This is a genomic window from Streptomyces sp. NPDC050610 (genome assembly GCF_040654875.1).
Lineage (GTDB): Bacteria > Actinomycetota > Actinomycetes > Streptomycetales > Streptomycetaceae > Streptomyces.
In genome coordinates this window covers 38,855-64,698 of sequence record NZ_JBFAIV010000015.1, presented here as the reverse complement: position 1 = coordinate 64,698, position 25,844 = coordinate 38,855, and the positions used below count along the sequence as shown (strand labels likewise).

Sequence of the window (25,844 nt, the reverse complement as noted above, 5' to 3'; positions counted from 1 at the left end):
CGAACTGGGTCGCTCACCTGGGGGTTCGCCGGACGCGGGGGCGGCCTAGTTCGAGGAGTATTTCGACTCATCGGTAGCCTTCGTCTTCATGATGCGCGCCTGGATCCTGCCGATACTGCTCGTGCTCTGCGGCTCAGTCCTTGCGGCCGGGCTGATCTTCAGCGAGACCGTCGGCCCAGCCGCAGCAGTCCTGCTGGTGTTTGTGCTGCTCGCCGCCGTGAATTCGCCTCTGCTTTCCCCGAGATCGATCGGTGCCCTGGAGGCACAACGCCGCAGCGCGGCCGACGGCCGGCCGGTCGTCTTCTGGCGGCCGGGCTGCAAGTACTGCTTCCGACTGCGTGTCCGGCTGGGCCGCAGCGCCCGCCAGCTGCACTGGGTCGACATTTGGCGCGACCCTGCTGGAGCCGCAGCGGTGAGGGCAGCCAACAACGGCAACGAGACGGTACCGACCGTCGTCGTGGCGGGTCAGCCGCACACCAATCCCGACCCGGCATGGGTGCGCAAGCAACTCTCCCGTTCCGCATGACCGGAAGCGGTGCCACATCACAGTGCCGTCCGCATACCCCGAACGACCGACAGGCGGTATGACGCCGTCTCAACCTCCGTCTGCACCATGCAATGCAGACAGGGTTAAATGCCAAGCTCATCGACTCCGGCGAGAGCCCCGCCGCCTACCGCGCCCTGCTGGCCGACCGCACCACCACCCTGACCGACCTCGCCCCCGACGTCCTGCCCGACGACCAGCCCCTCGCCCTCGCCGCCGCCTGGTCGCTGTCCATCGACCGCGCCGACACCCTGCGCCCCCGCCGGCCTCGCCCGCCCCCTGCTCTACCTGGCCGCCCTGCTCGACGCCAACGGCATCCCCCAGGACGTACTGACCGGCGAGGCGGCCCGCACCCACCTCGCCGCACACCGCACCACAACCGGCCCCCACCCCACCGCGGAACCAGCCCCCGTCTCCAGCCAGGACGCGGTACGCACCCTGCGCGCCCTGCACCGGCTCAGCCTCATCGACCACCGGCCCGACACCCCCCACCAGGCCATCCGCGTCCACCAGCTCATCCAACGGACCACCCGCGACACCCTCACCCCCGGCCAGCGCGACCAGTACGCCCGCACCGCTGCCGAGGCCCTCACCGACGCCTGGCCCGAGATCGAACGCGACACCGCCCTCGCCCAGGCCCTGCGCGCCAACACCGACCCCCTCACCCGCCACGCCGAGAACGCCCTGTACCGGCCCGTCGCCCACGCGGTGCTGTACCGCCTCGGCCGAAGCCTCGGCGAAAGCGGCCAGGCCAGTTCTGCCGTCTCCCACTTCCGACACCTGGTCGACACCACCGTCCGCCATCACGGCCCCGACCACCCCCAGACCCTGACCGCCCGCCCGCCCGCCCGCCCGCCACGAGATGGCCCGGTGGCGGGGGAGGCGGGAGACGCAGCCGGAGCCGCAACCACACTCGCCGAACTCCTGCCAGACGTGGCACGCGTACACGGCGAGGAACACTTCCGCACGCTGACCGCCCGCCACAACCTGGCCTACTGGCGAGGCGCGGCGGGAGACACAGCCGGAGCCGCAACCACACTCGCCGAACTCCTACAAAGCGAGATACAGGCACTGGGCCCCGACCACCCTCGCACCCTGAACACCCGCCACAACCTGACCCGGTGGCGCGAGGAGGCAGGGGATGCGGCTGTTGATCATTCGGCCGATTGATAAGGGGACTGATCGCCACCATCGCCGCTGGTGACACGGTTCTCAAAGGGACCCGGGCCTCGCGGCCTGCTGTCTCCGGCAGGAAGCGGGTTGGTGATCTCGGGGTGGCTAGCCGAGGAGCCAAAAGGTTGCCCCGGCGGCCACAGCTCCCAGCACGGAGCCAGCGGTGACCTGGCCAAGGGTGTGGTCGTAAAGCTTGATGCGGGACCAGCCGACGACGGCTACGAGGGCGTAGGCGAGTAGGGCCCACGGGCCGTAGCTCATGGCGAGCATCACCACGCTGCCGGACGCTACGGCCGCGTGCACGCTGATCTTCCCCCGCCAGGAGCTGCCCGAGTACCGCTGCTGAGAGGCGCTGTCGGCTTTCGTTCCGGCGGTGACGGCGAAGAGCGTTGCCATGGTGGTGAACATGGCCGCGATGAGAGCGATCACGGGGCGCGGGGCACCGAAGGCCGTCATGAGGGTGATGCCCGCGGCGACTGAGAGCAGGACGAAGAGCATCACGATGATGCGCTGCTGGCGCTGGCTGACGTGGCGGTCGCCCCAGCGTCCCTTTCGGATTCCGACGGTGATGAAGACGGTAGGGAGGACGGCGGCGAAGAGCCCGCCGACGAGTCCCCAGCCGACGCCGGCGAAGCGCCCCGCGTGCCAGCCGACGAGCACGACGTCGGCAAGTATCCAGTTCTTCGGCTCCAGGCCGTCTGTGGCAAGGCGGGCGAGCCGAGGCTCGCGCGCCTGAGTCGCTTCCGTCATGCGTACTCCCGGCGGATGGTGCGGACGAATTCGGCGGCCTCGGGTGATCGGTAGAACACAGCGAGGTCTTTCAGGTAGGTGACTTCCGCCTCGAAGTCGAGGGGCGCGCTGTCGCCTGCGGGCGCCGAAGCCGGGCCCGCGGGGACGAGTCCCTCGTGCTTGGCCTCCCGCGAGGCACGAAGCCACAGGGCTTCGGCCGCGGCATCGCTGTGGCTACTGCTCGCCGCGGCAGCGCGGGCGCGGCGTCGCATGGTGTCGTCGGCGTACGGCGCGAGCGCGAGGCTGGCGTCGCGGATCTCGATGACGGTCCGGTGCAGCCGGATGCGCGGGCTGCGTAGGAGCGGGGTCTTGAGGACGATGTCCGGCGCGGCGGCGGTCAGGTCTTCCCACAGCGGGCGCAGGTTGCGCAGCGACCGGTAGTCCTGGGCTTGGCGCCAGGCGACACCGATGGCGGGGATGGAGCTGCCGATGAGAATCAGGCCGATGGCACCGGAGCGGGTGAGGTTGGAGGCGTAGTCCGCGAGCCGGATGGTGGAGTCGTCGGTGATGCCGGTGAGCCGCAGGAGCAGGTAGGCGATGCGGACCAGGGAGTAGAGGACGCCGACCACGGTGCCGGTGCCCAAGGTGCGCGTGCTGATGCGCAGCCAGCGGGAATCGGCGTGGCGGGCGGCGTCGAAGAAGAGGTAGCCGGCCACGGCCATGGCGATGGCGATGTAGGTCTGGAAGACCGAGAAGTAGACGGTGGCCCAGAAGGTTCCTGCGGTGTGGTCGAAGAGGTCGTCGACCTCGACAGGTCGGGGGGTGAACGCGAAGGCGATGCTCATCGCCGCTATCGAGACGAGAACCATGATGTGACGTGGTCGGATGTGGCGCTCGGTCTCCGGCCTGGCCACAGCGATGACGAAGTCGAGTACGGCTCCGGCCCCGACGGCGCCGAGAAGGTTTTTCACCAGCGTCGAGAAGTTGTTGATGCCGAGGACGTGGTCAACGGCTTGCATGACGCTGGGTCGACGCAGAGTCATGGCCAGGGTCACGGCGGCGAACGCGATCCACAAGGCACGAGCCTTGGCACTGCGGAGGGCGGAAGGCGCGCGCCAGATGGTCACCCCCCAAAGCATGGCGAGGACGGCGATTTCAAGGGTTTTCATCATGATCTGTTGGGGTGCCCAAGTGCGTCGTGGAGCCGGGCGAGCCGGTCTGCCGCCTCGGCCGAAGTAGAGCGGGCCTCGGTTCGGCTGGCCCGTTCCAGGATGAGAGTGGCCAAGGTTTCCGCGTCCCGCTCTTGGCCGGTGGCGAATTTGCTGCGGCCCATCAGATTGATGACTCGGTCAGTGTTCAAGCCGAGTTCGCCATCGGCGGCCTTCGTCGCAGCCGTCGCGGCCCGCACCCGCGCCGCTTCGGCGCGCATGATCTCGGCCACCGGAAGCGCGGTGTCCATGGCACCGAAGGCGGTGCTGCTGCGCTCCAGCAGGTGCTCGAAGTGAGCGGAAGCGGCTGTCAGCTCCTCGTCCGAGGCGTCCTGGTCTACGTCGAGTTCGGGGGCCACATGTCCGAGGAGCATGTGCGCGATCTCGTGCAGGACGATCTGGACGCGCAGGACGTCGGAGGCAGTCGCCTCGTAGAAGACCAGGTCGGCGACGTCGAGGCCGATCCAGATGCCGCACGGCAGGTCAGGATTTGGAGGGCCGTCGAGCGGCAGGAGCAGCAGCGGTCGGCCACGCTGCTCCGCGATGGACTTGCAGAAACGTTCCAGCTCAAAGGGAGCCGGGATAGTGAGTTGGTCAGCCGCGAGGTTGCAGGGGCTACGCCGGCGCTTCCACAACCACATGAGCCTCGTCTCCCTGCTGGGGTCGAACAGCAGAAGGGTCCGAGCCGTACTGTTCAAGGGGTTTCGTACTGGTATCGGTGCCCAGCCTATGTGGAACATGGGACAAACGCGTCACAGGGGGGCAACCATACGAAAGCTTCCCGTCACTGACGGCGGCTCATGATGAACGCTTGCGCCGCCGCGACCTCGCGCCCTTGACTGGCACTGCGTCTTCCTCAGCGGAGGGGAGGCCCTCGGCTTGGCGGATGCCGTCGAGCATGTTCTTGACGCCTTGCAAGGTGTTTGCCGAGAGCCCGCTCAGGCGGAAGGCGACAGCCCGGACCTTCTTGTCCTCCAGCACCTCGGCTAGTTCATCCCCGGCCTTGGCCCGGTCGAGGTTCTCCCGGACTTCCAGCAGCCGCGCTTCCAGCCTTTCGGCGCGGGCTGCGGCGTCATCGCTCTCGTCCAAGAAATGACTGGCGGGTACGCCGAAGAAGTCCGCCAGGGCTGCCACCGCCTGTACCCCGGGGTTGGTGACCTTGCCCGTGGCGATCGCGTGGATCGCGCTGTGGGAAACGGTCGGCGCGGCGGTGCCGGATTGCTTCTTCTCCTCCGCCTGCTTCTTGATGAGGTCGGAAAGCTCTTTATACGAGTACGGCCCGCGGTCTGCTGGGTGAACGGTCTCGATCAAGAAGCTGAGCTTCTGAGCGATCGTGCGCTGGCCGGTGGGGGTGCTGTCGCCCATCGCCGTGATCACTGCTCCTTGCGCCGCAAGCCACGGCCGCCGCTTGTTGATTTCTGAACCATCCCCATTATCCACTCAACAGGATGAGGTGCGCCTGCGAGGTGGGCTTCATCATTCTAGCTTGACAGCCCTGGGCGTGATCAACGTATGTTCTTGACCAGCCCATCACGTTGACCTGATGACTCCCGGTACTGCCAGATCGGGCGTCTCGCCAAGCAGACGGCTTGCGTCGACGTGGGCGAGCCAGGGGGAGAGACAGCGGGATGGCGGCCTCAGCCACCCTGTCTCCATGTCGTAGAGAAGGTGCTGCGCCAGAGGCGGCCACGCGTAGCAACAGGGACGATTTCATGCCACAAAGGCAGCGCTATCCCATTACAGGGCAGCAGTCTTGTCGTGCCTCACGCAGGCCCTCCACGCCTACGAACAGCGCCCGTCGGGGATCAAGGCGCTTGGCGACGCTTACCCTCGAATTCTTCGCGCCAACGCCGGTCGGTCGCCTCGCGCGCTTTGACCAGCCGGTCCAGCGACACCCCGTAGAGGGAGGAGAGGGGCACAGCCCACTCGTCCCTAGGGCGCCCTGTCCCCAACTCCATCTCCGAGATGTCCGATGCCTGCACACCGAGTCGCTCGGCGACGTCCTCTTGCCGGAGGCCGGCACGGGTCCGCAGGACGGCTAGGTCGGCGGCTGGATCGAGCGGGAGCAAGAGCTGCGACCGAGGCACATCGAGCACCCCGGCCAACGCGGCGAACAGGCGGGGGCTGGGGGCTCCTCTGCCCCGGACCCACCGGCCGACGGTCCCCACCGTGACGCCGATGGCCTTCGCCACATCCCCCTGGGACCAGCCCTTCGCTTCATAGGCAGCACGGAACCCGGATGCACTGAAGTCCTGGACGCTCTTCACGCGGCCAGTATCCCAGCTCACCGTCGCAGGAGGTTCGCCGGTCAAAGATAGAGAAGAAAATGATGGGTCGGAAATGATGGTATGGTGATCATGTCAGCAGATGGCGGGAACCGCCTGAATGATCATGATTTGGGCTGCATTTGGAGCAGCCCAGAGAGCGCGTTCGGCTCACCGGCAGGAGCGGGAACTCCGGGCCGATGAGCCGAACTTGGGGGCTTGCCCCCGAAGAAACAGTGCAGACCGCACCTGGCCTGGAAACCTCGCGGTCGCACTTCAGCAGCGGCAACGGAGCAAAGCTTCGATGCCACCGGATACAGGCGAGGCGATGCCTCGTCTGCTCAAGGAGTGATTGTCTCATGGGATACCCCTCGGCCGCACCTGCCGTAGGTACGGACCTTTCTGGCGGTCTTGACCTGCAAGGGCTCTCGGCTGTGCTGGCTTTGATTTCAGAGGCAGGGAATATCGAGGCACTGCAGCGTCGACTCGACCAAATACATGTAGGTTACACGGAAGCTGCGCGCCGACTGAACATCCCGGAAAAGTGGCTGCGGGAGCGCATAGGCTCCCTCCCCCACAGGAAAATGGGCAAGTTCGTCGGATTCTCCGAAGATGATCTCAGGGCGATTTCCGATATGCACGCCGTACGTCCTGCTCTCGATGCCACCAGGACCGAAAAACTGCCGGTCCTCGTGCCCTCGTCGCGTTCGCGCTCTCGCGCCTGATTCCTCATCCGGGCGCTGATATCCGTTGGATTCAACGCCTCTGCAATCTTCCTCCCAGGAGAATTCCAGTGGCACATCGCATTGTCTTCAGAGATCCCCCCGCGTCATCGCGTAGGACTCCGCAATCGCGTTTCAATCACAGCGAGGATGCAAGGCTGCTCACTGCCAGACCCAATGAGTGGGCCTACATTCAAAAGCGAGCCAAAAGGGGGGATGCGGCTACAGCCGCATATCAGATACGGAAGGGCATCCTCGCAGCATTTCGTCCGGCTGGCTCTTTCGAGGCGAGATCGGTAAGGGAGGACGGCGAGTTCCGTGTGTATGCACGCTATGTCGGCTCCCCTGACGGTGCTGTCCCCGACGACCCTACTTCGGGCGGTCTTCAATGAGCACGGAGATAGGAGAACTGATACAGGCGGCGCACGGCGGCGACTGGAGTCCGCTTTTGAAGGCGGCATCCTTGGAATCGGAGAGGCACTGGGCCGAGAACGCACAGTGCTTGGGGGCGGACCCCGAGATTTTCAGTCCTCTTTCGGACGGGCCGCGAGAGATACCCGAGACAGTGCGTCGCTTTCAGGGAATTTCGCTGAACCGACCGCTGAATTTCTGCGCTTCCTGTCCGGTGGCAGTGGCTGCGCGGTGCCTGGTGGAATCCTTGCGGCTCAACGATGAGTACGGAATTCGAGCGGGTATGTTGGCGTCGGAGCGCTCTCCCCTTCGGCACGCCTGGCAACGCCGCTTCGATGAGGAAGCCGTCTCTGCCGTTCTACGTGGTGTTCCCGTCACTGTTAACGAGGGGGAACGTGCGGAAGTGATCTCTCGGCTCGCTGGTGACCCAACGCTGAACGCTGATCATATCGCTCGGGGCCTTGGGATACCGCGCAAGTACGTCTGGCAACTGGTTCGCGACCACAAGAAGTCATCGCCCCCTGTTGCGTCTGCATCCGGGGCGGACGTCGCCTGACCCTCCCGCCATGACAAGGAAATCGCCCTCCCTCCGCAGGGTCCCCTTGCGTTCTCATTGGAGTTCTCCAATTCCTAAGAACCGTATGCCAGCAATCCGTTGCGTAAATCTCAGCAGCGCTGTGCGATCCCTAGCCCCAAGAGCCGTCCTGGTTCGCATCTTCCCGGTCTCACGCTCCATTACCCGTTTCTATGAGGGCGGCTTCGAGCGCCTGACGGTGGACCACGACATCGAACGGACCGCAACCCGGCTGATCCGCCAACACTTTGCACCTGTCGCGGATTGGCGCCACGCCCATGACTTCCATATCCCCACCGGGGGCCTTTACCTGACACCGGAGCCCGACCAGACCGGGTACATCCCGGAAGACGATAGATCGTTCGGAATGTCGCCGATTCGGTACATCAACTCGGCTTACGGCGGTGGCGAGTGAGTGAACTCATCACCGACCGAGTCTATGCGTCCTCCCAGTCACGGAGAGGGTCACGTCTCGTGATGCTCGCTCTGGCCCGGGAAGCGAACGACCAGGGCGAAGCGACCGTCAGTCTGGACGCAATATCGAAACTCTCCCACCTCACTCCGCGCGCAATAACAACTTGCCTCGGTGAACTCTCCGCACTGGGTGAATTGAAATACGAATCTGGTGTCGGCAGAGGCCACCCCAACCGCTATTCGATCCTCATCGGCGCTCCTGCTGCTCCAGCGGGCCCAGTCGAGCCACAGATGGAAGTCGGAAGAAACTTCCAGGAAGCTGCTTCCGAAAGCATGAAGTCCGGGGAAGAAACTTCGAAGTCCACGCCGGAAAACGGAGAATTTTCTTCCTCATCCGCACCTAGTGTTAATACTCCCGTAGGGAGTATTAACACTCCAAGCCAGCAAGCTAGCTCATCTACGTTCCGTGATTCGACGGGTGTACCGGCTGGTGCTCGGGACGTCGTATCGGCCATGGAAGGTGCCGGAATGCTCGTCGGGTGGCGGCTTACCAAGTCCGAGTGGGAGCGGGTAACAGCCTTGTCGTCCCGGTGGGGCCCGGAACGCCTGGTCGAGGTCATCGCCCGGCGGTGGGACCCGGCCCGGCCGCCACAGTCGGCTCGCTACCTGCTCCGTATCTGGGATGACCTGCCTTCTCAGGTACCTGCCGAGCCTCAGAAGAACGGCAACGTCGTTCCTCTACGACGTGCGGCCGCGGGCTGGCAGCCATTCCGCAACCCGACCGTGTCCAGCGCTTACCAGAACGGATTCTGACCATGGCCGAGCCACAACGCCCAGGCCACGCCGGGTCAATGCGCTCCATTGAACGAATTATTGCCGCGAAGGGAATACACCTCGTGCCCGACGTCGGACCTCTCAACGACGGGCCGGGCCCCGGTGATCCGAACTGGCACCATGGCGCCCGCGTGGAGTACGCGATGAAGCGCTGGGAGACTGCTACCCCGCCCCGGTTCCGGGACGCCGAGGCGACGCTTCCGGAGGTCAGGGCCTGGGCGGACCGGGTGCACGCCGATCCGGCAACAGCAGGGGCCGTGCTCTTGACCGGTCTCACGGGAACGGGCAAGACGCACCAGGCGTACGGTGCGCTTCGTCGTATCGCGGCCGGCGGACCGGACCAGTTCGAGCTGATCGCCGTGAACAGCGCGGACATGTACGGGCAACTGCGCCCGAGTCACGTCATGGGGTCCTCGGAGCGGGAGCTGAAGCGGCTTTCCACGGTGCAGTTGCTCTTCCTGGACGACTTCGGGACGTCCAAGGCGTCGGAGTGGACCGAGGAGATCACGTACCGCTTGATCAACTACCGGTACAACCACTGCCTTCCGACGATCATCACCTCTAACCTGCCCGCCCGCGACGCGGACGGCCCGGACCTGACCGACTTCGTCGGCGACCGGGTGGCAAGCCGCCTCGCGGAGATGGTGACCGCGCTCGTCCCGATGATCGGTGACGACAGACGCCGGAACCGGGGGGCCGCTTGATGACGATCCGACGCCATGAGGTGGGTCAGGTCACCTCCGTGCCACGCCGTACCGCTTGCTTCTGGAAAGGACTCCTTCGATGACTCATCCCCTCATGTTCGCCGCAGCCAAGCGGCTCGTCACCGAAGAGGAGCGGCGGACGGCAGCGCGCGAGCACGCGTTCCGGGCATGGGGCCCTCGGGCGGTCGCGGCGGCCTCGAAGTACGCCCGTCGTCTGCTGGGGGATGAGGCGGTCACCCTCGACTGGCAGGCTCCTGGTGTGCTGCATCTGGAGGAGCAGCTTCAAGCATCCGCCTCCTTGGACACCGTGGCCGGTCAGCGTCTCGAACTCCACTACAGCTGGGAGGGGGAGGGCACCGAACGGCTCGTGTTGAGGCGCTCATGCACCTCTTGTCCGAGTCAGCAGGTAGACGTCGTGGCTTCGCTCGAACACCTCGGCCGGCTGCTCGCTCAGACACCTGCCTGGCGGGCCATCAACCCACGAGACGGTGGTGTTCAGGCGTGACCGGGCAGCAAAGAGATGTGGTGCCTTCGGCGCCGGCGTACACGTTGCGTGGGATGTCCGGCTGGGACCGCGCGGCGATCATCCTGCTCGGGGCGGCGGGTTTCGCGTTCTCTTACGATGCGCTGCGTCAGGTGGCTCTTGCCATTCACGCTCGCGGGTCGTTGTCCTATCTGTTTCCGGTCTTCATCGACGGGTTCATTGCGTACGGCGTGAGGGCGTTGGTGCTGCTTCGGCACAGTGGCTTCGGTGCCCGCTTGTACGCCTGGTTTCTCTTCCTGGCGGCCACGGGTTCGAGTCTGTGGGCCAACTCCCTGCACGCGATCACGCTCAATCGCAGTCCGCTGTCCGGACCGGCCCCGTTGCACCTGGGTGACGGCGTCGTGGGCGTCCTGTCGACACTCGCGCCGCTGGCTCTGGCGGGCTCGGTGCACCTCTACATCATCATGGCGCGGACGACCGAGTTGTCCGTCCCGGACCGGGCTGTAAGCCCCCTCGGACCGGTCCGGGACGGCGCACGGGAATGCCGTGCAGGCGACGCTCCAGGGCAGCTTGAGCGGGAGCGGAAAGGGAACGCACCCACGTCTGAGCTGGTCGCCGTCCCCGGCCTGTCCGCAGCGGACGGCCAAGACGGAGGCTCAGCGGACGGCCCGGACACCAGCCTGGACGAGGCCCGTACGACGTCCGCGGTCGAGGCCGACGAAGCAGCGAACGATCCTCTCCTCCGGTTCCACCGCGGCTGGGCGAAGGGCGCGGACAGCCAGGACCACAGCGAGGACGGCCCGGACGGACAACGCGAACCAGTCCGTCCGGACGGTGAGAGTCCTCCGGCCGAAGCGACAGCTTCTGACGGTCCGGCGGAGGAAAGTTCTCCCGTCCCGCGGGCAGCGCACGGCCTAGCGGACGAGGGCTCCGTCCTGGTCCCGGACGGCGGGGACGCTTCCGAGGACCGGGAGGTCGTCGACCAGTGGCTAGCAGAGTTGTTGCCCATCGCACGGGAAGCTGCTCGACAGGCCGGACGGATCAGCCGGGACACGATCAAGGAGCCGGTCCGCGCTCACACGGCGATCAGCAATGACAGGCTCGGCGAACTCGTGGCGGCGCTGAGAAAGGAGGAGGCGGAGGCACGGAGACCTGCTCCCGCCGGCAAGTCCAGCGCCCTCTGGTGATCTCATCCCTTGTGAAGCCATCGCGGCTGCTGCGGCGGTTCATCCCGTCGCAGCAGCCGCGTTAGTCGGTGATCAGGAAGGAACGGCCGTGCGACGACGCCGAGACCATGCCGTAGACGCTGCTGCTCGCCACGAGGCGGAGCAGGCAGCAGCCGGGCTTGCACGGCATCTTGAGGCCGGTGGTGCCCTGGCCCCGGTTCCGGCCCCCGGCCTGGCGCTGGAGCCGGGCGAGACGGCATACGCGGACGTCGTCTGTGGGATGGCGCGGTTTTACCCCACCGATGTCGTCTACCAGCAGGGGGCGGGGTACTTCGAGGCTCACCCCACCTTCGGCCGCCAGTGGGTTCCCAACGCTCGACTCGACACCCGGCGTCGTCAGCAGGCGGAGGCCGAGGCGCAAGCGCAATGGCGCGACCACACCACCGCCCGCGTCGTCCTCACCTCTGACGGCCTCCGGATCAACCCGGCAGGGGGGCCAGCCGATTGGCTCCCCTTCGACCACGTACTCCTGAGCGGCATCTCCGTTGCCGCCGCTCGCCACGAGCTGATGCTGTCGTACAGCGTGTGCGCCCCGCTTTTGCTCACCGGGCCGGCGGCCCCCTGGCTGAGCATTGCGATTCAGCGCCTTTCCCCGAGCGCCCCCGCTCAAGACAAATAGCAAAACAGGAATTCCTTTCCTAGAAGGAACTTCCTGCATTAATCCAAGTTCGAGTTCTTCCCGTACCCCTGCCAGGCTTTCTGCGCGACCAACGCCATAGGCGCTCTATTGGTCGCGCAGATTTCGCGTTCCCGGAGTCTGCTCTCCGACATCCAGGGCTTCCACAAGCAGGAGTACGACTTCATGCGCTCTCGTATACCCCCACCATCCCGGCTGGCCGCTGTCGCTGTGGCCGCCGGGGTGGTGGGCACCCTGGCCTGGACACCCACCGCGGTCGCGGTGGACAAGTACGGTCCGGGCTACCAAATTCCGGATTCCGAGGGTCACGCCGCTTCCAGTCACATCGGGGCCTACGGCCCGCCGGGGCTGCGGGTCTGGGGCGACGACGAGACGTACTGCGCCGATCCTTCCCGGCGTGGTCCCGACTCGGCCGGCGGATACTTCGGGCCCAAGCCGATCTCCCAGTGGACCTCTTCGGAAACGGGGCAGCGCGTTCCCGACGCCAACGTGGCGTACGCCTCGTACATCATCGGCAAGTACGGCCAGACCCGATCCGATTCGCAGGCTGCGGCCGTGGATGCGGCCACATACGAGCTGCTCGCAGGCGGGGCCTACGGAATCAACGGCTCGCGCGGCAAGGCCCGCCTCTCGTATCCCAAGGTGTCTACCAACTCCCGGTCCCTGGCCATGGGGTACCTCTCCGAAGCGAAGAGGCTCGCGGGTCCGTACGAGCTGCATGTCCGGCCGAAGGCGCGGGAGACCACCGAGGGCACGGCCATGGCGGTGGACGTGGACGTCACGTCCAAGCTGTCCGGCGAACGGGTGCCCGGCGTCAAGGTGCGGCTTGGCGCGGACTCGGCGACCGGCAGCGTCACCACCGGCTCAAACGGCCGCGCCAGCTGGACGTTCACGCCGTCGAAAACGGGCGCGACCACAGTCAAGGGCACTGCCACCGGCCTGCCCGGATCACAGCTGAAGACGCTGGCCCCGCACGATGCCCGCGCGCAGCGGATGCTGCTTGCCGGGGACAAGACGACAGCGGAGGACTCCGCGGCCGTCACGGTCAAGCCCGCGACCGGTGGCCTGGAGATCCACAAGAGTGATCCCGAGGGGGCGCGCCTGGTCGGCGTCGCTTTCCAGCTGCTGGACTCTGCGGGGAAGGTGGTCAAGGAGGGCAAGACCTCCAAGGACGGCGTCCTGACCTTCGAGGGTCTGGCGCCAGGCAAGTACCGGTTGCACGAGACCTCGACGGGCGACCAGGTCCACGGCCTGGTGCCTGATCAGGATGTGCTGATCGTCGCCGGCCAGTCCGGCTCGGCGAAACCAGTTTCGGTCATCGACCCATTCAAGGACGCCGAACTCGTCCTGAAGAAGGTGGACAAGGCCACCGGCAAGCCCCTGGCCAACGCGGCGATCGAGATCGACGCGGACGCGACGGACGCCTTCGGGAAGCACGGCCCCGGCAAGAAGATCGCGAATGTGACCACCGGCAAGGACGGCCTGGCGAAGCTCAAGCTCGGTGTGGACGTGAAGGCGGGCAACACGTACTGGGCGAAGGAGATCAAGGCCCCGCTGCACTACCAGCTGAACAGCGCGCCGCAGCAGTTCATGGCGAAGGCCGGTGCCGTGGTCAACCTGACGCTGACCAACGACCCGATCCCCGCGACCATGCGCGTGCTGAAGACCGACAAGACGAGTGGCAAGGTCCTTGGGGGCATGGGCTTCGACGTCTCGACGGTCAAGGTCGATGCGTCCGGTGCCAAGGTTCCTGGCACGAAGGTCGCTTCGGGCACGACCGGGGGTGACGGCAAGTCCCAGCCGATCAAGCTGGACGCCACGGTCGAAGCGGGGATCGAGTACCTCCTCACCGAGACCAAGGCACCGGAGGGCTACGACAAGCTCGCCAAGCCGATCAGTTTCACCGCTCGGGCGGACGCGGAGGTGACCGTGCGGGCTCAGGACAGCAAGACCCCTCCTCCGACCACCCCGCCGACGGCGCCCCCGTCCAAGCCGGGCTCGCCCCCTTCGCCGCCGGCGAAGGGAAGCGGCACGCCGCCGGAGACACCTGCCTCGGGCTCCCTGGCCAAGACCGGGGCGGAGATGGCGCCCTGGGCTCTCGGCGGTGCAGCCGCTCTGCTGGCCGCTGGGGCCGGAACGATGTGGATGACCCGTCGCCGTCGACAGGCATCGTCCACGGCCGGTAACAGCCCGCAGGAGTAGAGCTTCCGCGGTCTCCTGCCCAAGGGGCCATGGCCGCTCTGCCCGCGGTCGTGGCTCCTTCCTCTCCTGATCACCTGCACCAAGGTTCTGGTTCCCGCATGCCTCACGACGCCCGGTTGATCCGCATATCTACGGTTCTTTTCGCTACGTTTTCACTCGCGACGTCCGCGTGTTCCAGTTCCTCCGACAGCGGGACCGCTTCGCACGCCACCCAGCCCTCCTCCGTCTCCGCGGGCATCGGCACGTCGACGCCGACCGCCAAGCCGTCGGCTCCCGCGGCCCGCAACGGCCTTCCCGAGGACCTGGTGAAGGTGGCGCGGTCCTTCACTGCGGCCTTCGTGCAGCACGACGCTCGGGACGGGCACGACCGCTCCTTCGCCGACGCGGGAGGGCGCGCAGCCGCGTACGCCTCCGGCGAGCTGATCGGTGTCCTGTCGCAGAAGCGTCCAGGACAGGACGCTCCATGGGCGACACTGCGCGAGGAGCGAGCGAAGGTCACCGCCAGGATCGTGTCCGTGCGGGTCCCGGACGGCGCTCCGGCTCCGGCCCCCGACGCCGCTCTGGTGCGCGTCGCCTACACCCTCACCACGACCCCAGCGAGCGGCCCGGCGCGGCGGAGCGACGAGCAGCTCGCCCTCCGGCTGGAGCACACCTCCGACGGCTGGCACGTCGCCGCGCTGCCCTGGGCGTGAGGGGCCGCGATGAAGAAGCTCGTACGATCCTGCCTCGCCCTGCTCCTGGGCCTCGGCCTGGCCGGCATGGGACTGCTGATGATGTTCCAGAGCGCGGACCATGCTTCCGCGAAGGAGACCGGGCCCGGTGCGGGGCTGACAGCGGAGTCTCCCGTCCCCGCGTGGGTGCGCCCCATCATCCACAAGCATGCTGGCGAGTGCCCGCAGGTCACCGAGTCGCTCCTAGCCGCCCAGCTGTACACCGAGTCCGGTTTCAACCCCAAGGCGAGGTCGCCGGTGGGCGCGCTGGGGATCGCCCAGTTCATGCCCGGGACCTGGGCGCAGTACGGGCGGGACGGCAACGGGGACGGCAAGAAGGACGTCTTCGACCCGGAAGACGCCATCGCCGCCCAAGCGCACTACGACTGCGTGCTGGCCGACGAGGTCAAGAAGGTGCCGGGCGACAGCACCGACAACATGCTGGCCGCGTACAACGCGGGCGGCGGCGCGGTGATCAAGTACCGCGGAGTGCCGCCGTACGCGGAAACGCGCAGCTACGTGAAGTCGATCCGCGACCTCGCCGCGAAATGGGCATCGAGCGCGGGCCCGAACCCGCTCCCCGCGGGCAAGGGCGCCGCCCGCGCAATCGCCGCCGCGCGTACCGCTATGGGCACTTGGTACCGGTGGGGCGGCGACTGCGTGTCGCCCTTCGAGGGGCAAGGCGGCTGCGACTGCTCCTCGCTGATGAAGATGGCGTGGAGCAAGGCCGGGGTGAACCTGCCGCGGGTCACCTACGACCAGGTGCGCATGGGGACTCCCGTCAAGAGCACCTCGCAGCTTCAGCCCGGCGACCTGCTGTTCTCGGTCGGCTCGGCCAGCCACCCGGAGCACGTCGGGATGTTCATCGGCAACGGCGAGGTCATCGAGGCCCCGCACACCGGGGCGAAGGTCCGCATCAAACCCCTCAGCTACTGGACCCCTCAGATCGTCGCCATGCGGCACATCAGCTGAATCGCTTCTCCATCCACTCGTCCAGCGTCCTGCGCAACCCAAGGAATGCCATGCACTACGTTCTCGCTGCCGCTACCGACCCCGCTCTGCACCAGCCCCTCGCCGCCGGCGTGGACATCATCTCCGGCGTGAAGCCCGACTGGGGACCGTTTGGCAAGCTCGGCGGCACCGCCAAGATGATCCTGGGCGTACTCGCCGCCATGGTCCTGGTCGTCGGAGCGGCCTGCTTCTTCATCGGGCTTGCCAAAAGCCGTGGCTGGACCGGCGAAAGCCACTCGACCATGGACTCCTCGCGGGGCAAGGGGCTGATGGTCGGCGGGGGAGTCATCGTCTTCCTCGTCGCGAGCTTCGGCACGCTCTTCACGATCGTCTACGGCCTGGGTGTGTGACCCGATGAGCCGCCGCACCACACCCGGCCAGCGGAGCACCGATTCCGGCAGCTCCCCCGGAAACCGGCCCAAGTCCTCCCCCCGGATGAGGCTCTGGGGCATCGCCGCAGGCGTCATCGCCTTGGTCACAGCAGCTGGAGTCGTCGTCAGCGTCACCACGGGCGGGCCCTCCGCTCCGGCGCCTACCTCAGTCCCCTCTGCACCCCACGGTCCCGCAGAGAGCGGATCGCACACACGCGTGGTCGACGGAGTGCCGCTCGGCTACCCCCGGACTGAGGCGGGCGCGAAGGCCGCCGCAGCCAACTTCGCCACGGTACGCGGCAGCGCCGCGTACCTGACCGACAAGCGCGCCCGGCACCGCGCCGCAACATCCATGAGCAGCAACGCCACACGCCAGAACGCCATGGGTGAGGCGGATCGGACGGCCACGCAAGCCGCCAAGCAACTGCAAGGTGATGCTCAGAAGGTCGACGCCAAGCAGGCAATCGCCCGCACCGGGGTGTTCTCTGCCCATGCTCTCGCTTTCGATACCCACAAGGCGACCATCCGCCTGTGGATAACCACGGTGCGGGGTAGCTCGGCTGGTCACGCACCCCCGCAGGCTTCCTTCCAGTCCGTTACGGTCAACCTCATCTGGAATGCCGAGGGCTGGAAGGCTTCCGGGTTCTCCACGGCGCCGGGAATGGTCGCGCCGCTCTCGACCCGGCAGGCCACCAACACCGCGGCGGACTTCGCGCAGTACGTCCCCGAAGAGGCCGCCGACCCGGTTCTCAGCGGCGCAACCGCGGAGAGTGGGCTGCCCGGCTCGTACGCTCGGGACGACCAGGGCGTTCGTGCCGCCGCGACCAGCGCCGTCATGCTCTACGGCGACCCGCGGTTCTTCGTCGATGCCGACTGGCGGCACCGGATGCTCCGGGCCACCGCAGCACCGAGCACTCTCTCCTCCGTCACCCGCGATGCGGACTCCACCGCCCGACTCGTCGCGGAGAACCGGGAGCTGGGCGACGACGGGAAGGCGGCCGACGGAGGGCGGCTCGTCACCCGGACCGCCGTCCTGGCGACCCGCACGCTGACGCGCTCGGACCAGGCGGCAAGCGTCGAGCTGTGGACGGCCTCGCTCGGCGGCGTCGCCGGTGGTGCGGACGAGTCCCAGCGTCCGCAGGTCGGGTACCTGCGGATGACCGTCGATCTCGTCTGGGCGGGCGGAACGTGGAAGACGACGGCTGTCACCCCTTCCGAGCCGCTGGTGCCCGCCCCGCCGGCCGCCGAACAAGCCACTCCGGCCAGCGGCTTCGCTGAAGTAGGAGGCACGGCTGATGCGCCTGCGCTTGCGTGAAGACGTCCCCGGCCTCCTGTGGGTCGACCGCTCCGTGCCTCGCCGGAGCCTGGGGCGCCGACTGCACACCCTCTTGTGGGTCAACGTCGTGATCGGCTTCGTGTTCGTCCCCTCGGCTGTCGCCAATCCCTTCTGCTACATCCCGATGGTCTGTGAGGCCAAGGCCGCCATCGACTTCGTGTCCGACCCCTTGGGGTTCCTGCTCCAGAAGCTGACCGAGGCGAATCTCTGGTTTCTGCGCAAGATGCTGGATCTGATCCAGAACACGACACAGTTCGACCTCACGTCTCCATCGTTTCTGAAGCAGTACGCCATCGTCTTCGCGGCCAGCACGCTGTTCACCGCGGCCCTGTGGCTGATAGCCGTCGCCAAACGTGCCGTGCGCGGCGTCTCCCTGACCACCGCCGTATCGGAAGCGATCGGCTTCCTGATCCTCCAGTTCGTGGTCAACGCGCTGACACCGGGCTCAATCGCCCTGTTGATGAAGGCCATTGACGAGGTCACGGCAGTCTTCGCGCCGTATGCCACGCAGAACTTCAAACCCTTCCTCGCCAACATCCTCAAGATCATGGCTGCGAGCCCGAACGAGGGCGTCGGCCAGCTCATGGTGGTCAACCTGATCATGATGTGCGGGGCCTTGCTGATGTGGATCGAGCTGCTGATCCGCGGAGCCGCGATCTACGTCGGCGTCGCGCTCGGACCGGTGGTCAACGCCGGGCTGGTCGACCGTGACCTGTGGGGCAAGAGCAAGAAGTGGTTCGGGGCCCTGTTCGCCCTGGGTCTGTCCAAGCCTGTGCTGTTCGCGCTGCTGGGCCTGGGCGGCGCGGTCCTCAGCGACTCGACCGGGAGCCTGAGCGACGCGGTCTCGAAGATCCTCGTCGGCGCGCTGATTTTGCTCTTGGCTGTCTTCGCGAGCGCCACGCTCTACAAGTGGATTCCCGCCTTCGGCGACGAGATGGCCCAGCTCCATCACGACCGCAAGGCGGCTGCCTCCGCCGGCCCCGCCGCCGCAGTGGACGGGCCCGCCCAACACGCGAACCGGTCGATGTCCAGCTACCTCCAGGACTCGCTGGTGGGCGGGGGCGCGTCGGCGGGGGGCCAGTCGGGAGGAGGCAGCAACCTCGCCCGTGCCGGGGCCGGCAGGCAGGCTGCCTCCCCGACGGTGGGACAAAGCCAGGCCGGTACAGCGAGCGCCAAGGCTGCGGCCGGTTCCGGGGCCGGGGCTGGTGCAGCTGCTGCCGGGCCCGTCGGTGCTGCGGCGTCCGTGGCCAAGTCCGGTGCCGACATGGCGAAGAACAAGGCCACGGACGCCCCTGGCTCGCAAGGGGCCGATGCCGCGCACAGTGGCACCGAACACGGTCAGGGCGTCGATGCCTCCGGTCCTCCGGCCGCTGCCCGGTCCGGCGGGGCCGTCTCCGGCTCCGTCATCGGCTCCGCACCGGACACCCCGTCACCCCAAGGAGACGGCCCCGCTGCCGGTACCGGGGCCCCGGCTGCCGCGCGCAGCCCGGCCAATGCGTCGGGGCCGGTTGTCGGGCCCGGCCCGGTGCAGGGGGCCGGGCCCGCGCCCGCGGCCCCGTCGTCTTCCGCACGGCCGGGGCCGCCCGCTCCTCCCCCGGCCACCGGCAGCGCCTCCGGCCCCCAGCCCTCGTCCACTCCTGAACCACCGGCGGCGCCGTCCGGTGGCGGGACGCCCACCAGCAAGGACACCTGATCCATGGCTACGCGTACGTATCAGTTCGGAAAGCACCGCCCGACCGGCCTGGTCGGCCGCCGAGACCTCGGCGAACAGGTCGTCCTCGGCTGCGGAGCCGCTGGCGGCATCTTGCTCGGCTTCCTCTTCAACGCTGTCCCGGCGCTGGCCGGGATCGGCCTGGTCCTGCCCATCGTGCTCGCCGTCGTGGTGGTGTACATGCCGTACCGGCCGAAGGGCACCGCGCAGCGCCGCACGGTCTACCGCTGGTGGCAGATCAAGCGCTACCACCGCAAGGCCCTCTCCCGGACGGGTGGCGTGTGGGTCTCCCCCGCGGTCGAGGCCGGTACGCGCCGGGACGGAACAGCGCCGCACGCCGCCCTCGCCGAACCGGAGGGGCTCGCCGGGATGACCTGGGTGCCCGTGACCGTCCGCGGTCAGCAGGCCGTCGTCGTCCTCCAGCCGCAGGCCGGCTGCATCACCGCGACGCTGGAGGTCGCCTCGCCCGGTCTGGGCGGCAAGGAGGTCGGGGAGCAGGTTGTCGCCCTGGAGCGCTGGGGAGAGCTGCTCGACGCCTTCGGCAACGCCGAAGAGCATCCGGTCAAACGCATCCAGGTACTTGCGCGGCAGATGAAGAGCGACCCCTACGCTCATCAGCGGTTCGTCGCCCAGCGCGACGAATCTGCCGCCACCGCGGGGGCACCGCTGTGGCTCAAGGACTCCTACGACGCGTTGGCGAACGCCGTGTCGACCTCCGCGGAGGAACACCGCTACTACATCACCGCTCACGCCAAGTTCACCCGCGACCTGGCGGCCGACGGAGCAGCCCGCGGGACGGGCGACGAAGGCGTGGCCGCCGCCATGGCCGCGTACCTGGAGGAGCTGTGGGCCCGCTGCGAAGACGCGGACCTCTCAGTCATCGCCCCGCTCGATGAGGGCAGGATGACCGCGTTCATCCGCGCCAGCTACGACCCCGACCACGCCATCTGGGACACCGAGATCCCCCGCGGCCACGCGTTCCCGCGCAACGTGGATGTCCGTCACGGCGAGTACGTAGCCACCCGCGCCGCCGGATCAACGCACAGCTGGTTCCACGCGACAGCGGCCGTGGTCTCCTGGCCCACCACTCCGGTAGGGCCCGACTTCCTGGCGCCCCTCCTCATCGGCCTGCCGGACGTCATCCGGACCATCAGCATCACGCAGAACCTGGAGCCGAACGACAAGGCCGTGGAGCGAACGTTGCAGGAGGACACCAACAACCAGGCCGAGATGCTCCGCGACCGCCAGCGCGGCAAGAACGTGGACCCGCGCGACGTGATCGCCGCCAACGCGACGGGCTCACGCGGCATGGCCCTCGCCGCCTCCGGCGCCGCCGGTTCCGCCGTCGTCGGCTACATCACCATCTCCGCGCGCAGCGCCGAAGAGCTGGAGAAGACCAAAAGGACGACGGCCTCCCGCGCCCGCAACTCCCACCTGCGCATCGAGTGGCTCGACCTCGAACACGCCCGTGCCTTCGCGACGACCCTCCCGTTCGCCGGAGGCATCAAGTGACCGGCTTCCTCGGCTCCCTGGTACCAGCGCACCAGACGGCGCGGCGCCCGCTCTACACCGAGACCACCACCAGCCAGGCCCTGTATCTGCCCATCGCGCCGCCGACCCTGGGCACGGCCGGAGCCGTCATCGGCCGTGAGCTGTACAGCGGGAAGGCGTTCATCTACTGCCCGTTCTCAGCCTTCGGCGACGGCCTGCCCGGCGGAAACATGATCGTGATGGGCGACACCGGCCGCGGCAAGAGCGCACTCACCAAGACCTACACGGCCCGGCAGATCCGCCTGGGCCGGAAGGTCGTCGTCCTCGACACGAAGGAGCAGAAGGAGCGCGAGGAAGGCGAATGGGCGGCCCTGGGCCGCTCCCTCACCGGTAAGGCCCCGGTGAAGTTCACCCCCGGCGGCGGTAAGGGGGCGTCCTGCATCAACCCGATGGACCCTGCCATCGCCGGCAAGCGCCAGATTGAACTGGTCCGCACGATCGTGGAACTCGGCCTGGGCAAGCCCCTGGATGAGTTCGCGGGCTCCGCCCTGCGGCTCGCGATCCGCCTGGCCCACCAGCGCGCCGCCGAAGAGGGCCGCGCCCCGGTTCTGGCGGACGTCGCGGAAGCACTGCGAGCGCCCGAGGAGTCGGACGCCCGCGCTAAGCAGCGCACCCGTGACGAACTCCTGGGAGACGGCCTCGAAGCCTCGTACGTGCTGGACCGGCTGTGCGGGAGCGATCAGGACGCATCCGGCGATCTGATCGGCATGCTCGACGGGCCGACCAGCCTCGGTGTCGATCTCGACGCCGACATGGTCGTCTTCGACCTGACCAAGGTCCCCTCCGGCGGCGTCGCCATGACCATCCTCGTCGCGGTGATCTCCGTGTTCCTGGAGGAGGTCTGGCTGCGTCCGATGTGCGAGTGCGGCACCGAGCCGGGCCAGCATGAGCGCAAGATCGTGGATGCGAATTCCGGCGCCTGGGAACTCGGCCCGAACCAGGCGTCGGGCTGCCGCCGCTACACCCAGCGCAAGCGCATCCTCGTGTGCGAGGAAGCCTGGCACATCCTCGGCACCCCGCAACTCGCCGCCCTGCTGGAGAAGTTCCTCAAGTTCGCACGCGGCTATGGGCTTGCCTGCATTTTCATCGTGCACCACCTCAGTGACATCGACGACAGCCCGGAGACCCAAGCGGCTCTGAAGATGGCGGACACCGTCGTCGTGTACTCGATGAAGAAGTCCGAAGCCGAGGACACCGCCGCACGGCTGGGCTTCCCGGCCTGGACAGCCGAACACATCATGCGCCTGCGCCGCGGAGTGGCCCTCTGGAAAGTCGGCGAGGTCATCTACCCCGGCGTGCAGCACCTCCTCACCGAGGCCGAACAGCACCTGTGCTTCTCCTCCGGCTCCATGACCGACCTGGCCAGCACCGGACCCAACGAGGCATGACGCCCGGCACCCCTGGTCTGACCCGCTGTACCCGCCGCCCCCTGATCCACCGTACGAATCTGGAGTTTCCCCGTGGCCGTCCTCACTCTCCACCGCAGTTCCTCCTCGCGCCCTTCCCCCGGGCGAGCCCTGCGGGATGAGATCGATGCCCTGCACTCCGAGTTTCTGGACGCGGCGCGGCGCGCCGCCCAACTCGCTGACCAGCTCGACCACGAAGACGCTCACGCCGCGGGCGGCCGTGCGCGAGCGGCGGTGGGCCACCTGTGGCGCGGGGCCGAGGAACTGCACGCCGCCTTCCACCGCGCCCCGCCGCGAGCGGCCGGTCCCTCCGCTCCGGTGGCACGGCTGTGTGCTCGAAGGATGCGCTACCTCGCCGCCCGCGCCACACGAAAGGCAGCGTGATGGACCTTCTTCCGCGCAGCCTCTCGCTCGCCCTGTTCGCCGTCGTCGGCGTCTGTGCGCTGGTCTTCATGGCCGTGCGAATCGCTTCCGCGCGCAATGAGCGCGATGAGGGGTTCGCCTCGAAGGCACAGCTCAAACGCCAGCTCTCGGCGAAGGCAGCTCTGAAGGCCACCGAGATCCGGCCGTCCCTGCACAACAGAGATCATCCCCCGGCCCGCAGTGAGCCGGTGAACCTCCACAAGCGCACGCACTCCGCGCCGCGCTGACCGGGCCCTCCTCAACCACCCACTCCTCGAACCTCCCGGAGCACCTCCATGCGCCACGCACCTGACGACTTCGGATACCGCCTGGGGACGTCCCTCCGACCCAAAGGCGTTGAACTGTGGTCCCGGGCCGACAAGGCGTGCCGGGTGATCGGCCCCATGGGCTCGGGGAAGACCCTGCGCTTCTTCGCGCCGGCCATCCGCAAATGGGTCGGCCCGGTCCTGGCCACTTCGTCAAAGCCGGACCTCGTGGAGCTGACCTTGGATGCCCGACGGCAGGGCGGCCGTCCGGTCCTGGTCTTCGATCCCCAGAACATCGCCCCCTCCCTGCCCAGGGTGCGCTGGTCACCGATCACCGGCGCGGCAGACACGGAGGTCGCGATGATGCGGGCCAAGGCATTCGTCGCCGGCTCCCGCACCCCCGGAGCCGCTGTCCAAAGTTCCGAGGGCAGCGCCTTCTACAAAGGACAGGCGGCCAAGGTCTTCGCGGCCCTCCTACACGCCGCAGCCCTCGACGGAGCCAGGATCGACCACCTGCTGAAGTGGGCGCGGAAGCTGTCCGATCCTGCTCCGCTGGGCATCTTGAGCGCCCACCCCGGTGCCGGGCCGGGCTGGGCGGACATGCTCCGAACGTCGACCACCGGCGATTCGCGGACCGTCGGCAACACCGCCGTGACTCTCGACGCGGCCCTTGAGCCCCTCATGCACCAGACCGTGATCGACGCCCTTCAGGGAGACGGCGAGGAGCCTACGGACTTCCGCGCGGTCCTCGACGCGGGCGGCACCATCTACCTGCTGGGCAAGGACTCGGAGGTGAACTCGGTCGCGCCGCTGACCACCGCGGTGACAGAAGACCTGTTGGACATCGCGGAGGCCCACGCGCTCACCTCCTCCGCCGGACGGCTCGACCCGCCACTCCTCGCCGCGCTCGACGAAGCTCCGAACATCGCTCCCATCCCCTCCTTGCGGCAGCGTGTCGCCGATGGGCGCGGGCGCGGTATCACCGTGATCTACGGGCTCCAGGCGTGGGCCTCCGCCGTCGCCCGGTTCGGTGCGGACACGGCGAACGAGCTGGCCTCCTTCACTAACCACGTGGTGGTCTTCGGCGGGGCGAAAGACCCGGTATTCCTCAAGGACATGTCCGACCTCAGCGGGCAGGTCGAACGTGTCCGTACGACAAGGACCACCACCCGCGGCGACGGCCGCGGTGAGTCGACCGCACGGCACATGGCCCTCGAACCGGTCCTTCGCGGCGACGAGATCAAGGGGCTCCCCGACGGTCAGGCGCTGGTTCTCGCCGACAACCTGCCGCCTGTCGTCTCCCAGCTCGACGGCATGTGGACCTGGGACTCCTGGTCCGAAATCGAAACCAAGATCCGCGACCTGCGCCAGGCCAACGAAACCGAACGAGCCCGGCAGCAGGCGGCACGAAGGCACACCGCTGCCGCCCACACGGCCACCTGGGCTGCCCGACGGGGGGCGAATGCCGCGTGACCACCACCTCGATCACACTCTTCGCGCCCTTCCCCGACCAGCCCGCAGACCTCGCCGAATACGCAGCGGCAAGGAGCGCGGAAGAAGCGGAGACGTACGGCCCGCCCCCATGGGACATCGGAGCCCTGCCAGAGGAGCTCAGGGCTTCGCTGCTGGAGTGGCTCGACACCGTGTGCCGCTGGCTGAACCAGACGTACACCTGGCAACCACAGCACGCCATCCCGCCGTGCTGGCAAGAGCACGAACACCTCGGCTACGAAATCGCCGCCCTCGCCTTCGCGCGCGCCGACGCCTATGAGGACGCCGGTTCCGCAGTGGTCTGGCACGAGCAGTACGCCCGCTTCCAGACCCGCATGAGCGAAGCACTCGGCAAGGCCGGCGACGAATGCCGCGTCGGCCGCCACGAGAACCGCCCCGCACGCTTCCAACTTGATGCGTGGGCGTCCACCGCTTCCCTATAAGCGGTTTGAGCAGCGATCAGAACAGACTCATTGGTCGGGAGCACGCCTTCTGGGCGGCCCTTGCAAAGACCCCTTGCGCTGTGTCCGCTAGGCCGAGTCGGTTCCAGTGGAAGATCACGTGGTGCGCAAGGATCGCACGCAGACCGCGTTCCAATGTGCCGGAGTGCATCGCGTCTCTCAACCTTTGGCCTGCTAGATCGAAGGCGGCGATCCAAGGTGTGGTGAAGGCCAGGGGCATGCCCACATCGAAAAGGAGGCTGGCTGGGTTCGTGTCCACGGACATCAGTCGCTGGAGGCTGACGGCCATCTCGTTCAGCCGATCTATGGGAGCGCCGGCGGGGAGGGGGCGCATCTGCACTATGCGGTTCCAGACGTCGGCTTGTTCATATCGCTCCTGTCCCGCGGCTCGGAGGAGTGTGCCGCACAGCAGCGCTGACATCTCGCGACGTCCGATGGAGCGGTCCGAGGGTGCGTTGGGGTCGTGGTGTTGGAGGTAGTCGAGGGTGCTGCGGCTGTCCGCGTGGAAGAGCTGGTGGGCTATGCCTATCGCTGTGGGGCCGCCGAATGCGTGCGTCTCAGGCTCGTAGATCGTCTTCGTCCATCCGATGATCAGGCCCTCGGACTGCATCCCATTCAAGGCGCTACTGATCACTGTCGCCATCTCCTGCGCGGTGTTCGCCGCGGGCCAGCAGCGCAGTCTCCAGCAGGGATGTTTGCGGACGTACCACCAGGACTTCAGGACTCCGTCCTGCTCGGCTTTGCGCAGTGTCGGGACAAGTTGGGTGGCGGCGACGTATTCGGCGTTGTTCCACTCAGTGAATTCGATATGGGCCTGGAATGCTTCTGTGGTGGCCTGATTAGCGAGGGCTTCAGTGCCGGCTGATCGGTACAGCTCGACGGCGTCAGCCAACGCGGCGGGCTGCACCTCTGCTTGAACAGCGGCCGTATGGAGTGGCGTGCCGGTCAGAACTGCGAGGACGGCCTTCTCCACGGTGCGTGTATCCGCGCTGTGGTTCACGG

At 67.5% G+C, this 25,844-nt stretch carries 27 protein-coding genes and 1 pseudogene; 22 read left to right on the top strand and 6 right to left on the bottom strand.

All coding sequences use genetic code 11. The annotated features are described in order from the left end of the window. The first annotated feature begins 88 nt into the window (after window positions 1-88). The 3 genes and pseudogenes from AB0I22_RS19825 to AB0I22_RS19815 all read left to right on the top strand — a co-directional run bounded on the left by AB0I22_RS19825 (window position 89) and on the right by AB0I22_RS19815 (window position 1,714). Complete coding sequence (locus AB0I22_RS19825; protein WP_363132112.1) at window positions 89-526, top strand: glutaredoxin domain-containing protein; 438 nt, start codon at window positions 89-91, stop codon at window positions 524-526. 726 nt (window positions 527-1,252) lie between these two features. After that, window positions 1,253-1,318 (top strand): annotated as a pseudogene (locus AB0I22_RS19820) (hypothetical protein); the annotation flags it as partial. Window positions 1,319-1,477: 159 nt separating this feature from the next. Beyond that, window positions 1,478-1,714 carry a hypothetical protein gene (locus tag AB0I22_RS19815; protein WP_363132226.1) on the top strand — a complete coding sequence of 79 codons (237 nt, stop codon included), beginning with the start codon at window positions 1,478-1,480 and terminating at the stop codon, window positions 1,712-1,714. A 108-nt stretch (window positions 1,715-1,822) separates the two neighbouring features. On the opposite strand, the gene AB0I22_RS19810 is transcribed toward AB0I22_RS19815, so the two are convergent. The 5 genes from AB0I22_RS19810 to AB0I22_RS19790 form a co-directional block, all read right to left on the bottom strand. Continuing rightward, window positions 1,823-2,467 (bottom strand): phosphatase PAP2 family protein, encoded by a 645-nt coding sequence (locus AB0I22_RS19810; protein WP_363132111.1) that lies wholly within the window; start codon window positions 2,465-2,467, stop codon window positions 1,823-1,825. Further along, entirely contained in the window at window positions 2,464-3,585 is a 1,122-nt protein-coding gene (locus tag AB0I22_RS19805) for an MAB_1171c family putative transporter (RefSeq protein WP_363132225.1), read from the bottom strand. The genes AB0I22_RS19810 and AB0I22_RS19805 overlap by 4 nt, the downstream gene beginning before the upstream one ends. Window positions 3,586-3,614: 29 nt before the next feature. Then, a complete protein-coding gene (locus AB0I22_RS19800; RefSeq protein ID WP_363132110.1) occupies window positions 3,615-4,289 on the bottom strand; it encodes a hypothetical protein in 675 nt (224 codons plus the stop codon). 163 nt (window positions 4,290-4,452) lie between these two features. Continuing rightward, a complete protein-coding gene (locus AB0I22_RS19795; protein ID WP_363132109.1) occupies window positions 4,453-5,031 on the bottom strand; it encodes an XRE family transcriptional regulator in 579 nt (192 codons plus the stop codon). A 428-nt stretch (window positions 5,032-5,459) separates the two neighbouring features. Then, complete coding sequence (locus tag AB0I22_RS19790) at window positions 5,460-5,921, bottom strand: helix-turn-helix transcriptional regulator (RefSeq protein ID WP_363132108.1); 462 nt, start codon at window positions 5,919-5,921, stop codon at window positions 5,460-5,462. Between the two features lie 356 nt (window positions 5,922-6,277). On the opposite strand from AB0I22_RS19790, the gene AB0I22_RS19785 reads away from it, so the two are divergent. The 19 genes from AB0I22_RS19785 (at window position 6,278) to AB0I22_RS19695 (ending at window position 24,824) form a co-directional block, all read left to right on the top strand. Continuing rightward, window positions 6,278-6,643, top strand: a complete 366-nt coding sequence (locus tag AB0I22_RS19785) for a hypothetical protein (RefSeq protein WP_363132107.1) — start codon at window positions 6,278-6,280, stop codon at window positions 6,641-6,643. 385 nt (window positions 6,644-7,028) lie between these two features. Beyond that, window positions 7,029-7,607, top strand: coding sequence for a WhiB family transcriptional regulator (locus tag AB0I22_RS19780; protein ID WP_363132106.1), 579 nt, complete (start codon window positions 7,029-7,031; stop codon window positions 7,605-7,607). A 217-nt stretch (window positions 7,608-7,824) separates the two neighbouring features. Then, window positions 7,825-8,040, top strand: a complete 216-nt coding sequence (locus tag AB0I22_RS19775) for a hypothetical protein (RefSeq protein ID WP_363132105.1) — start codon at window positions 7,825-7,827, stop codon at window positions 8,038-8,040. Window positions 8,041-8,935: 895 nt separating this feature from the next. Beyond that, window positions 8,936-9,577, top strand: coding sequence for an ATP-binding protein (locus AB0I22_RS19770; protein WP_363132104.1), 642 nt, complete (start codon window positions 8,936-8,938; stop codon window positions 9,575-9,577). A gap of 79 nt (window positions 9,578-9,656) precedes the next feature. Beyond that, window positions 9,657-10,082 (top strand): DUF6195 family protein, encoded by a 426-nt coding sequence (locus AB0I22_RS19765; protein ID WP_363132103.1) that lies wholly within the window; start codon window positions 9,657-9,659, stop codon window positions 10,080-10,082. 53 nt (window positions 10,083-10,135) lie between these two features. After that, a complete protein-coding gene (locus AB0I22_RS19760; protein WP_363132102.1) occupies window positions 10,136-11,248 on the top strand; it encodes a DUF2637 domain-containing protein in 1,113 nt (370 codons plus the stop codon). A gap of 88 nt (window positions 11,249-11,336) precedes the next feature. Further along, the gene (locus AB0I22_RS19755) at window positions 11,337-11,906 is read left to right on the top strand and encodes a hypothetical protein (protein ID WP_363132101.1); all 570 of its coding nucleotides are present in this window, start codon (window positions 11,337-11,339) and stop codon (window positions 11,904-11,906) included. 183 nt (window positions 11,907-12,089) lie between these two features. Further along, window positions 12,090-14,126 (top strand): SpaA isopeptide-forming pilin-related protein, encoded by a 2,037-nt coding sequence (locus AB0I22_RS19750; RefSeq protein ID WP_363132100.1) that lies wholly within the window; start codon window positions 12,090-12,092, stop codon window positions 14,124-14,126. A gap of 98 nt (window positions 14,127-14,224) precedes the next feature. Further along, entirely contained in the window at window positions 14,225-14,818 is a 594-nt protein-coding gene (locus tag AB0I22_RS19745) for a hypothetical protein (protein WP_363132099.1), read from the top strand. A gap of 9 nt (window positions 14,819-14,827) precedes the next feature. Further along, on the top strand, window positions 14,828-15,808 hold the full coding sequence (locus tag AB0I22_RS19740; RefSeq protein ID WP_363132098.1) for a bifunctional lytic transglycosylase/C40 family peptidase: 981 nt from the start codon (window positions 14,828-14,830) through the stop codon (window positions 15,806-15,808). A gap of 50 nt (window positions 15,809-15,858) precedes the next feature. Then, a complete protein-coding gene (locus AB0I22_RS19735) occupies window positions 15,859-16,197 on the top strand; it encodes a hypothetical protein (RefSeq protein WP_363132097.1) in 339 nt (112 codons plus the stop codon). A 238-nt stretch (window positions 16,198-16,435) separates the two neighbouring features. After that, window positions 16,436-17,533: a hypothetical protein gene (locus tag AB0I22_RS19730; protein WP_363132096.1), complete on the top strand. Its 1,098-nt coding sequence runs from the start codon at window positions 16,436-16,438 to the stop codon at window positions 17,531-17,533. Beyond that, on the top strand, window positions 17,514-19,247 hold the full coding sequence (locus AB0I22_RS19725; RefSeq protein ID WP_363132095.1) for a hypothetical protein: 1,734 nt from the start codon (window positions 17,514-17,516) through the stop codon (window positions 19,245-19,247). Before AB0I22_RS19730 ends, AB0I22_RS19725 begins: the two co-directional genes overlap by 20 nt. A 3-nt stretch (window positions 19,248-19,250) precedes the next feature. Continuing rightward, window positions 19,251-20,777: an SCO6880 family protein gene (locus tag AB0I22_RS19720; protein WP_363132094.1), complete on the top strand. Its 1,527-nt coding sequence runs from the start codon at window positions 19,251-19,253 to the stop codon at window positions 20,775-20,777. Then, window positions 20,774-22,204, top strand: a complete 1,431-nt coding sequence (locus AB0I22_RS19715) for an ATP/GTP-binding protein (protein ID WP_363132093.1) — start codon at window positions 20,774-20,776, stop codon at window positions 22,202-22,204. The genes AB0I22_RS19720 and AB0I22_RS19715 overlap by 4 nt, the downstream gene beginning before the upstream one ends. A gap of 72 nt (window positions 22,205-22,276) precedes the next feature. Next, entirely contained in the window at window positions 22,277-22,606 is a 330-nt protein-coding gene (locus tag AB0I22_RS19710; RefSeq protein WP_363132092.1) for a DUF6238 family protein, read from the top strand. Continuing rightward, window positions 22,606-22,872, top strand: coding sequence for a hypothetical protein (locus AB0I22_RS19705; RefSeq protein ID WP_363132091.1), 267 nt, complete (start codon window positions 22,606-22,608; stop codon window positions 22,870-22,872). Before AB0I22_RS19710 ends, AB0I22_RS19705 begins: the two co-directional genes overlap by 1 nt. Before the next feature lie 48 nt (window positions 22,873-22,920). Beyond that, the gene (locus tag AB0I22_RS19700) at window positions 22,921-24,363 is read left to right on the top strand and encodes a TraM recognition domain-containing protein (RefSeq protein WP_363132090.1); all 1,443 of its coding nucleotides are present in this window, start codon (window positions 22,921-22,923) and stop codon (window positions 24,361-24,363) included. Then, window positions 24,360-24,824: a hypothetical protein gene (locus AB0I22_RS19695; RefSeq protein ID WP_363132089.1), complete on the top strand. Its 465-nt coding sequence runs from the start codon at window positions 24,360-24,362 to the stop codon at window positions 24,822-24,824. The genes AB0I22_RS19700 and AB0I22_RS19695 overlap by 4 nt, the downstream gene beginning before the upstream one ends. Before the next feature lie 16 nt (window positions 24,825-24,840). Here AB0I22_RS19695 and AB0I22_RS19690 read toward each other — a convergent pair whose 3' ends face one another. Next, complete coding sequence (locus AB0I22_RS19690) at window positions 24,841-25,842, bottom strand: thiopeptide-type bacteriocin biosynthesis protein (RefSeq protein WP_363132088.1); 1,002 nt, start codon at window positions 25,840-25,842, stop codon at window positions 24,841-24,843. Between the last annotated feature and the right edge of the window lie 2 nt (window positions 25,843-25,844).